This is a genomic window from Pseudomonas sp. Q12-87 (genome assembly GCF_001269755.1).
In the GTDB taxonomy this organism is placed as follows: domain Bacteria; phylum Pseudomonadota; class Gammaproteobacteria; order Pseudomonadales; family Pseudomonadaceae; genus Aquipseudomonas; species Aquipseudomonas fluorescens_S.
On record NZ_LHVI01000030.1, the window covers coordinates 1 to 12,194 of the forward strand.

Sequence of the window (12,194 nt, forward strand, 5' to 3'; positions counted from 1 at the left end):
ACTTCAACCACTTGCGCTTCCGATCTCTCGTTAGCGGGAGGCGAATTCTACAGCGTTACTCGCTGCTGTCAACACCTCTTTTTCACCGCTTTCGACCGAGAAGATCGAATCGTCAACAGAGCCTTACAACACCGCCCCATCAACTCCTTCCGGACCTCGATGAACTGAAGCCCTGCACCTTCGAAACCTACTTAACTCGTTGAATCTCAAGGAGTTTTCCGTTTCGACTGCGCCGGAAGTGGGGCGAATTATAGACGTCTGGATTTTGCCGTCAACCCTTAATTACGCTTTTGTTGCAGTCGAGACCTTCCGTCCCAACAAACGCGGGATTCGGCGCATAAGCGGTGGGATCCTGAGCATCAACAGAACGGCCCCTATAAAGGCGTAGATCGACCATTCCTTCAGATCCGCCCGAACAATCCAGAGCATATGCAGCAACCCAAGCCCCAGAATCAGATAAACCACGCGGTGCAACTTCTTCCAGCGCACACCAAGACGCCGCTGACTGTAGCGATTGGAGGTAACCGCCAGAGCCAACAAACCGAGGAACCCAACCGCCCCGACAATAATGTAAGGCCGCTTGCTGAGTTCGACACCCAACTGCGACCAGTCGAAGCCCAAGATAAAAGCCGCATATCCACTCAGATGCATCACCACGTAGGCAAAACACCACAACCCCAGCTGCCGTCTGACGGCAATCCACCCCGCCCACCCCGTCAATTTCTGCAAGGGCGTCATGCTCAACGTAATCAATAGCAACACCAGCGTTCCCAGCCCGAGCCGATCCACCAGCACCTTGCCCGGGTCGGGACCCAACGAGTTCACTAACGCCTCGTAGAGCCAGAGCAGCGGCCAGAGCGCCGCCGCAACGAAAACGCTGATCCGCCACGCTGGAAAACGCATCAGTAATCCTTCCTCAGGTCCATCCCTGCATATAAAGACGCCACTTCATCTTGATAGCCGTTGAACATCAGCGTATCGCGCACATTGGGACTGAACAGGCCACTCGGCAGACGCCGCTCATGGGCTTGGGTCCAGCGTGGGTGATCGACCGTGGGATTGACGTTGGCATAGAAGCCGTATTCATCGGACGCAATACTCTGCCAGGTGGTCTTCGGCTGCTCGCTGACCAAGCTGATGCGCACAATGGACTTCACGCTTTTGAAACCGTACTTCCACGGCACCACCAGCCGCAACGGCGCGCCGTTCTGGTTAGCCAGCTCCCGCCCGTACATGCCTACCGCCAGAATCGCCAACGGATTCATCGCTTCATCCAACCGCAAGCCCTCGACATAAGGCCAATCGATCAAGGCGAAACCGGAGCGCTGCCCAGGCATGACCTTGGGATCCTGCAAGGTTTCGAAGCGAATGTACTTAGCCTTGGAAGTCGGCTCGACTTGTTTGAGCAATGCGGAGATTGGAAAACCGATCCAGGGAATGACCATCGACCAGGCCTCGACACAGCGCAGTCGGTAAATCCGCTCCTCCATCTGATAAGGCTTCATGAAGTCTTCCAACCCATAGCGCCCCGGCTTACCCACCTCCCCGTCCACGACCACACTCCAAGGCTCGGTTTTCAAAGATCCGGCATTGGCTGCCGGATCACCCTTGTCGGTGCCGAACTCATAAAAGTTGTTGTAATGAGTGGCGTCCTTGAACGGGGTAATGGACTCGTCCTTGACGGTCACTGCTCCCCATCGGGTAGAAGGCAGCTTCTCGGCAAACCAGGACGGCGCCTTGCCCGGCTCGACATCGGCATAACGCGCCGCATCGGCAGCATTGGCCCATTGTGGCAAGCTGCTCACGGCGAGGCCGGCCATGGTGGCGCCCAGCATTTGACGACGGGAGAGGTAAAGGGATTCTGGCGTGACGTCCGATTCACGGCAGTCGGACGTCTTGGGGGTCTTGATCAGCATGACAACTCCGCAGTATTGGAAGGCAGGTGCACCAATAGACTGCGGAGTATGGGCGAAATTACATTAAGGCAACGTTTAGTGTCGGCGAAGACGCAGTAAATATTGCACCGGCCCGGAAGCGGCATAAGCAAGGAACACCAGCAGCAGGATACGCGGCGGATCACTGAAGACCACCGCGAACACCAGCACCACCGCCAGAATCGCAACGAACGGGACGCGCCCCTTCAGGTCCAGCTCTTTGAAGCTGTTGTACTTGATGTTGCTGACCATCAGCATCCCCGCGGCTGCGACCAGCAATGCCACCAGGAACGACATCTTCGAACCCTGGATGCCGTAGTCGCTGAATGCCCAGACGACACCCGCCACAACACCCGCCGCCGCCGGACTGGCCAGGCCGATGAAGTAGCGCTTGTCAGCCTTGCCCACTTGCGTGTTGAAACGCGCCAGGCGCAACGCAGCACCCGCCACATAAATGAAGGCAACCATCCAGCCGACCTTGCCCATGTCTCCCAGTGCCCAGCCGAACGCCAGCAAGGCAGGGGCCACACCGAAGGCGACCATGTCGGACAGCGAATCATATTCAGCGCCGAACGCACTTTGGGTATTGGTCATGCGGGCCACACGCCCGTCCAGACCGTCGAGCACCATGGCGACAAAGATCGCAATGGCAGCGAAGGCAAAATAGCGACTCGCCCCCGCGCTATCACCGGCGCTCAACGCGGCCTGGGCACTCATGGAGTTGATGATGGAATAGAAACCGGCGAACAGGTTCGCGGTGGTGAACAGGTTCGGCAGCAGATAGATGCCACGATGCCGGACCTTACGGCCTTCAGCGTCATGGCCTTCTTCGACGTGTTCATCGATGGGCAGCAGGCTTTCGGCGTCAGGAGCCTGGTTTGGCTCGTCGGGACGTTCGCTCATGGACAGTACCTTGCAACGGTGTGAAAAAATTCGACAGATGTCTGGGACGACGGTTCGGCCGCAAACGATGCAGCTTTATACCAGAAGCCATCGCCCAAACGAAAAAACGCGGCCAGGGCCGCGTTTTTCGATCAAGCTCGCGACTTAGTTCTTGGCTTTGTCGACGATCTTGTTGGCACCGATCCACGGCATCATCGAGCGCAGTTGCTCGCCGATGATTTCGATACCGTGAGCGGCGTTGTTGCGACGCTTGGCGGTCATCGAAGGATAGCCGGTAGCACCTTCGCTGATGAACATCTTGGCGTATTCACCGTCCTGAATACGTTTCAGGGCGTTGCGCATGGCCTGGCGGGATTCGGCGTTGATGACTTCCGGGCCGGTCACGTACTCGCCGTATTCGGCGTTGTTGGAGATCGAGTAGTTCATGTTGGCGATACCGCCTTCGTACATGAGGTCAACGATCAGCTTCAGTTCGTGCAGGCATTCGAAGTAAGCCATTTCTGGCGCGTAGCCTGCTTCAACCAGGGTTTCGAAACCGGCTTTCACCAGCTCGACGGTACCGCCGCACAGAACGGCTTGCTCGCCGAACAGGTCGGTTTCGGTCTCGTCCTTGAAGGTGGTTTCGATGATGCCGGTACGACCGCCGCCAACACCAGCAGCGTAGGACAGGGCAACGTTCTTGGCATTGCCGGACGCATCCTGGTAGATCGCGATCAGGTCAGGGATACCGCCGCCTTTCACGAACTCGGAACGCACGGTGTGGCCCGGGGCTTTCGGCGCGATCATGATCACGTCGAGGTCGGCACGCGGTACAACCTGGTTGTAGTGAATCGCGAAGCCGTGGGAGAAGGCCAGGGTGGCGCCTTTCTTGATGTTCGGCTCGATTTCGTTCTTGTACAGCGCAGACTGGAACTCGTCCGGGGTCAGGATCATGACCAGGTCGGCTGCGGCAACAGCGGAAGCCACGTCGGTAACTTTCAGGCCGTGGGCCTCGGCCTTGGCAACGGTGGCCGAGCCTTTACGCAGGCCGACGGTCACGTCAACGCCGGAGTCTTTCAGGTTGCAGGCCTGGGCGTGACCCTGGGAGCCGTAACCGATGATGGCGACTTTCTTGCCTTGGATGATCGACAGGTCGCAATCTTTATCGTAGAAAACTTTCATGAATTTCCTCTCTATCCGGCCATTCAGGCCATTCGCTAATTTGGTTTAGATGCTCAGTACTTTGTCGCCCCGGGCAATCCCGGTGACGCCACTGCGTACGGTTTCCAGAATCGAGGCAGTGCCGATCGATTGAATGAAGCTGTCGAGCTTGTCGCTGGTACCGGTCAACTGAACGGTATAGACGCTGGCGCTGACATCGACGATCTGCCCACGATAAATATCGGTAGTGCGTTTGATCTCGGCGCGCTGGGCGCCGGTGGCCTTGACCTTGACCAGCATCAGCTCGCGCTCGATGTGAGCGCTTTCCGACAGATCCACCAGCTTGACCACCTCGATCAGCTTGTTCAGGTTTTTGGTGATCTGCTCGATGACTTCATCATGGCCCACGGTGGTCAGCGTCAGACGCGACAACGTCGGATCTTCGGTTGGCGCCACGGTCAGGCTTTCGATGTTGTAGTTGCGCTGCGAGAACAGGCCCACTACGCGAGACAGGGCACCCGGTTCGTTTTCCAGAAGCAAGGAAATAATGTGTCGCATGATTAGGTACGCTCCGTCTTGCTCAGCCACATATCGCGCATGGAGCCGTCTTTGATCTGCATCGGATAGACGTGCTCGCTGGTGTCGACCGCAATATCGATCACCACCAGGCGATCCTTCATGGCGAACGCTTCCTCCATCTTCGACTTCAAATCCTTCGATTCGGTGATGCGCACGCCGACGTGACCATAAGCCTCCGCCAGCTTGACGAAATCAGGCAGCGATTCCATGTAGGAATGCGAGTGACGGCTACCATAGCTCATGTCCTGCCACTGGCGAACCATGCCCAGCACACCGTTGTTCAGGATCACGATCTTCACCGGCAGGCCGTACTGCAGGCAGGTGGACAGCTCCTGGATGTTCATCTGGATGCTGCCCTCGCCCGTGACGCAGGCAACGTCAGCTTCCGGGAAGCTCAACTTGATGCCCATGGCCGCCGGAAAACCGAAGCCCATGGTGCCCAGGCCACCGGAGTTGATCCAGCGGTTGGGCTTGTCGAACTTGTAGTATTGCGCAGCAAACATCTGGTGCTGACCCACATCGGAAGTCACAAAGGCATCGCCCTTGGTCACTTCGCACAGGGTCTCGATCACCGTCTGCGGTTTGATCACGCTGCCGTCGCCCTTGTCATAAGGAAACAGGCCGCGATCGCCGCGCCATTCATCGACTTGCTTCCACCAACTGGCCACGGACTCCTTATTAGGGGTCTCGCCGATTTCCTTGAGGATGGCGACCATTTCGGTCAGCACGCTCTCTACAGGACCGACAATTGGCACGTCTGCCTTGATGGTCTTGGAGATGGACGCGGGGTCGATGTCGATGTGGATGATCTTGGCATTCGGGCAGAACTTTGCCGCACCGTTGATGACACGGTCGTCGAAGCGCGCGCCGACGGCCAGGATCACATCGGCGTGGTGCATCGCCAGGTTGGCGGTGTAGCTGCCGTGCATGCCGAGCATGCCGATGAACTGACGGTCGGAGCCCGGGTAGGCGCCCAGGCCCATCAGGGTATTGGTGACCGGCAAGTTGAGCATTTTCGCCAGTTCGGTCAACGGCGCGGAGCCATTGCCCAGGATCACGCCGCCCCCCGAGTACAACACCGGACGCTTGGCCGCCAACAGCATTTCAGCTGCCTTGCGGATTTGCCCGGAGTGACCGCGTACGGCCGGGCTGTAGGAACGCAGCTTGGCTTTTTTCGGGAAGACGTATTCGAACTTCTCGGCCGGGTTGGTCATGTCTTTCGGGACATCGACCACGACCGGGCCCGGACGACCGGACTCAGCCAGGTAGAAAGCCTTCTTCATGACTTCCGGGATTTCCGACGCGTGCTTGATCATGAAGCTGTGCTTCACGATCGGCCGGGAGATACCGATCATGTCGGTTTCCTGGAACGCATCGGTGCCGACCATGGTGCTGGGCACCTGGCCGGAAATGATCACCATCGGGATGGAGTCCATGTACGCGGTGGCGATACCGGTGATGGCGTTCGTGGCGCCAGGCCCGGAAGTCACCAATACCACGCCGGCCTTGCCGGTGGCGCGGGCATAGCCGTCGGCCATGTGGGTCGCCGCCTGCTCGTGACGAACCAGGATGTGGGTCACTTCCGGTTCTTTGAACAGGGCATCATAGACATGAAGAAGAGCACCACCGGGGTACCCGTAGATATATTTGACGCCTTCGTCACGCAAAAAGCGGACGAGCATCTCACCGCCAGATAAAAGCTCCACGTTGTTCACCTCTAAAACGCCAGAATACCGACCCACACAAGGGGACGGGTCTTAATAGGTTTACTTCTCGGCAGAGCATGAGCGACGGTGGTCGCCGACTACGTCAGCACTGACTGAGCAAGTATTGGGATCGTCCCAAGTGTTGCGGGCCTTTCCCACCCAGCGCGAGGTAACGCGTTGCGGGTGTAACAGGTCGGCGCGGATGTGCGCCTCATGATCTGCCGAGTGGGTCTGCTTCTGGCAGTCCCTCTACAGCGGACTTTGGATTCTTCTGTTTCGCTTCCTTCAAGTCAAGTCGTCTATGTGCTTTATTCGAAGTAAGCGCATGAGAACGCAAGAAAAAACCTTTAAACGGCAACTGTGTTAGCTTCAATTGCGCAACCCACGACAAGGAAACAGCATGCGAATGTTCTTCTTGACGGCCAGCCTGCTGGTTGGCCTGAGCCCAATGTGCATGGCCGGTCAGGTCTATAAATGGGTGGATGCCCAAGGCGTGACCCATTTCGGCGCCCAGCCGCCCCAGGACGCAGAAGCCACGACGGTGATCAAGTCCGCCCCGTCAGCCACCAAGCCGCCAGCGCCCCCGTCCGGTGGCGTCATTGGCGATCAGAAAGCCATCGATCGACAAGTCAGGAAACAGGTTGCCGAACAGCAAGCCCAGCTCAAGGTGTTCTGCGAGCAGGCCAGGACCAACCTGGCACAACTGCAAAACAACCCGAGGGTACGCGAGGACGTGGACGGCGAAATGCGGCGCTTGACCGAAGAACAGCGCAAGGACCGCATCACCGAGTCACAGAGACAGATTGCCGAGAACTGCCAGTAGAACACTGGCAGTGGCGGTTCAGCGGGAGGCGGTGATCAGCAGGTCAAACTCTTTGAGCAGAACCTGCAATTGCCGATCCCTGCCCTGCACATCGCGGGCAGCAAAGACCATTTCGGCCATTTCCTGAATCCCGGACGCGTTCGGCAAGGGTAGATCCTGCTCGAGGATGGCTTTCATCCGTGGCAGAAAAATCCACTGCAACCACTGTTCGAAGTCCAGGGTGTCGACCGCGAACGGTTCGACACTGGCCAGCGCTTCGGGTGACGGCGAAACATCGCTCCACCAACCCTGCACCCGCAATTCCCGCTCAATAAGCAGCAATTGGTCGGCGATGCGCGGAAAACGCGTATCCATCAGAGCGAGACCTTGGCTTTCTGGCGCGCCAGTGCCGCGCCGGCGGAATCACCTTGTTTCTCACGGGCCTGGGCAATCAACTCCCACAGGCTGGCCTGGAGTGCCGGACGACCGCTGGTGAAGGTCAGGCCACGCCGGGCAAGCTGTTCGGCTTGCGGGGCATCGCCCTGGGCCATGCGCACCTGCGCCAGGCGGTAAAGCACCTGGGGTTCGCGAGGAGCGACGCGCTGGGCCCGCTCCAGGCTCGAAGACGCTCCGTTGAGGTCACCGCCGGCTTGCTGCTGCTGCGCAGTGGTCAGCAGGGCGAGTACCGGGCCGTCCAGTTGCTCATCGGCGGACAAGCCGCCCGAACCGGCCGACGGGATGCTGCCGGATGTCGAAGGCATGCTGTAGCTGCCCTGGTCGATCGGCGAAGTTTCGATCGGCCCCGGCGTGATGGGACCGGGCGTGATCGGCGTGCTGCTGATCGGTGCCGAAGTCGTTGCACCACCGCCGGGCACCATCACGACGACACCGGAGTCGCCCTGCGGGATTGCCTGGGTCTGGCCTTGTGCCGGGCGCTTCACCGTCGTCTGGCGGAAACCGCCATTGGCCGAGATCCGCTCGCTGTTGGAAACAGCGGTGCCGGAGTCAACGACCGGAATCGAACCGCGCTGTACGGTAGAGCAACCACTGAGCAAAGCTACGGCCGTTACCGCTGGAATCAACCACTTGTTCACTTGAAACCCTCTTTGCTTAATTCATCCAGTCCTTGACCCAATCCATCACCGATTCGGCGGGATTCTGAGTACCGCAGCCTGCGCCGGGCGGTGGCTCGCTGCCGCGAATATACGGCATCTGCACCGCCCCCGGGCAATTGGCATCGGAGCCCTGTCCAGTACGCGAATCGACCCAGGCCTGGACGATGTTGTCCGGTTGCGGCATGTCCAGCGGCAACGGATCGGCCTTGCGCATGAAACTGGTCCAGACCTGCAACGCGCCAGTCGCACCGGTGAATGGAGTCTTGCCGTTGTCGTCACGGCCAAGCCAGACCACCGCCAGCAGATCCTGGCTGAAACCGGCGAACCAACTGTCACGCGAATCGTTGCTGGTACCGGTCTTGCCGGCCAGGGTCAGGGTCCGCGGCAGCACGTTATAGACCGAGCTGCCGGTGCCTTCACGCATGACTCGCTGCATGGCGTTCTGGATCAGATAAATGGAAGCCGGATCGAAACGCTGCTGGATCTGGAACGGGTAACGCTTGAGCGGCTCGCCATCGGCGGTCAGCACACTACGGATCCCGCGCATCGGCGTATTGAAACCGCCGTTGGCCAGCGTCTGGTACATCGCCGCGACTTCGATTGGCGTAAGGCCACCGGCACCGAGCAGCATCGACGGGAACGCCGGCAACTCGCGGCTGACACCCAGGCGCGCCACCGTCTTGAGTACGTTTGGCACCCCGACTTCCAGTCCGAGGCGAGCGGTCGACAGGTTGTAGGAATGCGCCAGCCCCTGATAAAGGAATACCGTACCGTGGGAACGGCGGTCATAGTTTTGCGGTTTCCAGACCTGGCCATCCGCGCCCTTGACCGAGAACGTCTCGTCCGACAGCCAGCTTGTAAGGGTGTACTGGCTCGGTTTTTCCAGGGCGGTGAGGTACACCGCCGGCTTGATCAGCGAGCCGATCGGGCGTACCGCATCCAGGGCCCGGTTGAAACCGGCAAAGCTGGCCTGGCGACTGCCGATCATGGCCTGGACTTCACCGGTTTCCGGATTGGTCACCACCATGGCGGCTTCGACGTCCTCGGCGCCTTTGCGCCCGCCCAGCCGCTTGAAGGTATCCTCGACCGAGGCTTCGGCCTTCATCTGCAGGATCGGGTCGAAACTGGTGAAGATGCGCAAGCCTTCTTCGGTCAAGTCTTCGTCGCGATAGTCTTCTCGCAACTGACGCTTGACCAGGTCCATGAAACCAGGGAAAGAGCTGTCCGCCAGGCTGCCGCGCTTGGTCACGCCCAGCGGCATCTTTTTCGCCGCCTCGACTTGCTCGGCCGTCGCGACCCCTTGTTGTTGAAGCAGGTCCAGTACCAAGTTGCGCCGTTCGAGGGCGCGCTCTGGATTGCGACGCGGGTTATAAGAAGACGGTCCCTTGACCATGCCCACCAGCAAGGCCACTTGGTGCAGCTTGAGCTCGGACAACGGTTGGCTGAAGAAGAACTGGCTGGCCAGGCCGAAACCGTGCACCGCCCGCTGACCGTCCTGGCCAATGAAGACCTCGTTGAGGTACGCCTCGAGGATTTCCCGCTTGTCGTAGTGCAGCTCCAGCAACAGCGCCATCATGGCTTCGGTGAGCTTGCGCGTAAGGCTGCGCTCGTTGGTCAGGTAGAAGTTCTTGACCAGTTGTTGCGTCAGGGTACTACCGCCCTGGCGCATATGGCCCGAGGAGGTGTTGACCCAGACCGCCCGGGCAATCGACTTGGGCGAGACGCCGAAGTGATGGTAGAAGTCGCGGTCTTCGACGGCGATCAGGGTATCGAGCAGGTACGGCGGAACCTGGTCGATCTTGATCAGGATCCGGTCTTCGAGGTTCTTGGGGTACAGGCCACCGATCAGCAGCGGCTCGAGGCGCACCACCGACAGGCTCGCGTTGTTGGCGCCGGTCAATGCCGCCACGTAGTCGCCGGAAAAACGCACCCGCACGGCCTGCGCCTGCTCCATGCCTTCATAAAACTGGAAGCCACGGGTATTGAGGTCAACGGTATTGCCGTTGACCGAGGCCGCACCCGGGCCGTTGGCCACGCTTTCGCGGCGATAGCCCAGGGCATCGAGTTCAGTCAGGAAGTCGTCCCGGCTCAGCTTTTGTCCGACGAACAGTTCCAACGGCCGGGCATAGACCTTGGCCGGAATGGTCCAGCGCTTGCCGGAGAACTTTTCCTGGACCACGGCATCGAGATAGACCGCAAAACCGGCGAGCACGACAAGGCCAACCAGGCTGAGTTTAAGGGCCCAGCCCAGCCAGGGCCGGAGGCGGCTGGCGGGTGGTTTCTTGGGGGTACGGGGGGATCGGGTACGAGTCATGGCGGCGGATTATACGCACTTTGCTGCGGTTCAACATGAGCCCTGCTACACGGGCCATCCGGTTTGCGTTAGCGCGGCTTGCCGCCATAATGACGGCCTCGAATTTTCCAGACTCTGAAGGATCGCCCGTGAGCCAGTCCCTGATCGCCGCCCTGCAAAACCCGGCCCTTTACCCACATCCCGTCGAAGGGTTCCAGGTCATCGAAACGCACATTTCCTGGGTATTGCTCACCGGGCCCTACGCCTACAAATTGAAAAAACCGATGAATTTCGGCTTCCTCGACTTCACCACCCTCCAGGCACGCGAGCACTTTTGTGGCGAAGAGTTGCGCCTGAACCAGCGCCTGACCCAGGATCTGTACCTGGAAGTGCTGCCGATCACCGGCAGCGCCGAAGCGCCCCTGCTGGGTGGCGACGGCCCGGCCATCGAATACGCCCTCAAGATGCGCCAATTCCCGCAGAGCCAACTGCTCAGCACCCTGCAGGCCAACGGTGAGCTGACCACCGCACACGTCGACGAGATGGCCGCGCAGATCGCCCAGTTCCATCTTTCCACGCCAAAAGTACCCGCCGAAAATGACGCAGGCACTCCGACCAGCGTAATGGCGCCGGTGCTGCAGAACTTCGAACAGATCCGCCCGTTCCTCAGCGACAAGGCTGACCTGTTGCAACTCGAAGCGCTGCAAGCCTGGGCCGAAAGCAGCTTCGAACGCCTCCAGCCACTGTTCGCTCAGCGCAAGGCCGAAGGCTTCATCCGCGAATGCCACGGCGACATCCACCTGGGCAACGCCACCGTGATCGACGGCAAGGTGGTGATTTTCGACTGCATCGAGTTCAACGAACCGTTCCGCTTCACCGACGTCTACGCCGACACTGCATTCCTGGCGATGGACCTCGAGGACCGCGGCCTCAAGTCGCTGGCCCGACGTTTTGTCAGCCAATACCTGGAACTGACCGGTGACTATCAGGGCCTGCAATTGCTGAATTTCTACAAAGCCTACCGTGCGCTCGTCCGGGCCAAGGTCGCGCTGTTCAGCATGCCGGCCGAAGCCGATCCGGTGCAGCGCGCCACGACCCTGCGCCAATACCGCAACTACGCCAACCTGGCCGAAAGCTACAGCACCATACCGTCGCGATTCCTGGCCATCACCCATGGTGTTTCGGCCGTAGGGAAAAGCCACGTCGCGATGCGCCTGGTAGAAGCGTTGGGCGCGATTCGCCTGCGGTCGGACGTCGAGCGCAAGCGCCTGTTCGGTGAGCAACAGGTGCCAAACGATCCACAAGCCGGCATTTATAGCAGCGACGCCAGCAATACCACCTATGCCCGCCTGCACGAAATTGCCGACGTGATCCTGCGCGCCGGGTTCCCGGTCGTGATCGATGCCACCTACCTCAAGCGCGACCAACGCGACTCAGCGGCGAAGATCGCCGAAGCCACGGGCGCTCCATTCCTGATCCTCGATTGCAACGCGCCCCAAGCCGTGATCGAGACCTGGCTGGCCCAGCGCCAAGCGGACCGGAACGATCCGTCCGATGCCAACTTGGCCATCATCGCAGCGCAGCAGGCCAGCCGCGAAGCCCTGACGCCGACGGAAATCCTGTGCAGCAAAAGGGTCCAAACCAATGAGAGCGGCACGCTCGATATCGTGGTCGCGCAAATTCGCCAACGGCTGCCAGGCCTGTAGATAACTATTTAGGCCG

General features: G+C 59.7%; 11 protein-coding genes. 2 read left to right on the forward strand and 9 right to left on the reverse strand.

The window, feature by feature from the left end; translation table 11 throughout:
* Positions 1-282: 282 nt before the first annotated feature.
* The 6 genes from msrQ to AD663_RS22810 form a co-directional block, all read right to left on the reverse strand.
* Positions 283-903 carry a protein-methionine-sulfoxide reductase heme-binding subunit MsrQ gene (gene msrQ, locus AD663_RS22785; RefSeq protein ID WP_003185453.1) on the reverse strand — a complete coding sequence of 207 codons (621 nt, stop codon included), beginning with the start codon at positions 901-903 and terminating at the stop codon, positions 283-285.
* Positions 903-1,916 (reverse strand): protein-methionine-sulfoxide reductase catalytic subunit MsrP, encoded by a 1,014-nt coding sequence (gene msrP, locus AD663_RS22790; protein ID WP_003185455.1) that lies wholly within the window; start codon positions 1,914-1,916, stop codon positions 903-905. Before msrP ends, msrQ begins: the two co-directional genes overlap by 1 nt.
* Positions 1,917-1,991: 75 nt before the next feature.
* Entirely contained in the window at positions 1,992-2,837 is an 846-nt protein-coding gene (pssA, locus tag AD663_RS22795; protein WP_003185457.1) for a CDP-diacylglycerol--serine O-phosphatidyltransferase, read from the reverse strand.
* Between the two features lie 144 nt (positions 2,838-2,981).
* On the reverse strand, positions 2,982-3,998 hold the full coding sequence (gene ilvC, locus AD663_RS22800; protein ID WP_003185459.1) for a ketol-acid reductoisomerase: 1,017 nt from the start codon (positions 3,996-3,998) through the stop codon (positions 2,982-2,984).
* Between the two features lie 45 nt (positions 3,999-4,043).
* Positions 4,044-4,535, reverse strand: coding sequence for an acetolactate synthase small subunit (gene ilvN / locus AD663_RS22805; protein ID WP_003176102.1), 492 nt, complete (start codon positions 4,533-4,535; stop codon positions 4,044-4,046).
* A gap of 2 nt (positions 4,536-4,537) precedes the next feature.
* A complete protein-coding gene (locus tag AD663_RS22810) occupies positions 4,538-6,262 on the reverse strand; it encodes an acetolactate synthase 3 large subunit (protein ID WP_003185461.1) in 1,725 nt (574 codons plus the stop codon).
* A 400-nt stretch (positions 6,263-6,662) separates the two neighbouring features.
* On the opposite strand from AD663_RS22810, the gene AD663_RS22815 reads away from it, so the two are divergent.
* Entirely contained in the window at positions 6,663-7,085 is a 423-nt protein-coding gene (locus AD663_RS22815) for a DUF4124 domain-containing protein (protein ID WP_053214587.1), read from the forward strand.
* 18 nt (positions 7,086-7,103) lie between these two features.
* On the opposite strand, the gene AD663_RS22820 is transcribed toward AD663_RS22815, so the two are convergent.
* The 3 genes from AD663_RS22820 to mrcB are packed head-to-tail and all read right to left on the reverse strand — an operon-like array spanning position 7,104 to position 10,493.
* Positions 7,104-7,439 (reverse strand): YqcC family protein, encoded by a 336-nt coding sequence (locus AD663_RS22820; RefSeq protein ID WP_003185467.1) that lies wholly within the window; start codon positions 7,437-7,439, stop codon positions 7,104-7,106.
* A complete protein-coding gene (locus AD663_RS22825; RefSeq protein ID WP_053214588.1) occupies positions 7,439-8,158 on the reverse strand; it encodes a hypothetical protein in 720 nt (239 codons plus the stop codon). The genes AD663_RS22820 and AD663_RS22825 overlap by 1 nt, the downstream gene beginning before the upstream one ends.
* Positions 8,159-8,174: 16 nt before the next feature.
* Positions 8,175-10,493: a penicillin-binding protein 1B gene (mrcB, locus tag AD663_RS22830; RefSeq protein WP_003185471.1), complete on the reverse strand. Its 2,319-nt coding sequence runs from the start codon at positions 10,491-10,493 to the stop codon at positions 8,175-8,177.
* 128 nt (positions 10,494-10,621) lie between these two features.
* On the opposite strand from mrcB, the gene AD663_RS22835 reads away from it, so the two are divergent.
* Complete coding sequence (locus AD663_RS22835; RefSeq protein ID WP_053214589.1) at positions 10,622-12,178, forward strand: bifunctional aminoglycoside phosphotransferase/ATP-binding protein; 1,557 nt, start codon at positions 10,622-10,624, stop codon at positions 12,176-12,178.
* The last annotated feature ends 16 nt before the right edge of the window (positions 12,179-12,194 follow it).

Excerpts from the sequence above, each read along its gene's own strand:
- msrQ (WP_003185453.1), bottom strand. The coding sequence starts at position 903 with ATGCGTTTTCCAGCGTGGCGGATCAGCGTTTTCGTTGCGGCGGCGCTC.
- msrP (WP_003185455.1), bottom strand. The coding sequence starts at position 1,916 with ATGCTGATCAAGACCCCCAAGACGTCCGACTGCCGTGAATCGGACGTC.
- pssA (WP_003185457.1), bottom strand. The coding sequence starts at position 2,837 with ATGAGCGAACGTCCCGACGAGCCAAACCAGGCTCCTGACGCCGAAAGC.
- ilvC (WP_003185459.1), bottom strand. The coding sequence starts at position 3,998 with ATGAAAGTTTTCTACGATAAAGATTGCGACCTGTCGATCATCCAAGGC.
- ilvN (WP_003176102.1), bottom strand. The coding sequence starts at position 4,535 with ATGCGACACATTATTTCCTTGCTTCTGGAAAACGAACCGGGTGCCCTG.
- AD663_RS22815 (WP_053214587.1), top strand. The coding sequence starts at position 6,663 with ATGCGAATGTTCTTCTTGACGGCCAGCCTGCTGGTTGGCCTGAGCCCA.
- AD663_RS22820 (WP_003185467.1), bottom strand. The coding sequence starts at position 7,439 with ATGGATACGCGTTTTCCGCGCATCGCCGACCAATTGCTGCTTATTGAG.
- mrcB (WP_003185471.1), bottom strand. The coding sequence starts at position 10,493 with ATGACTCGTACCCGATCCCCCCGTACCCCCAAGAAACCACCCGCCAGC.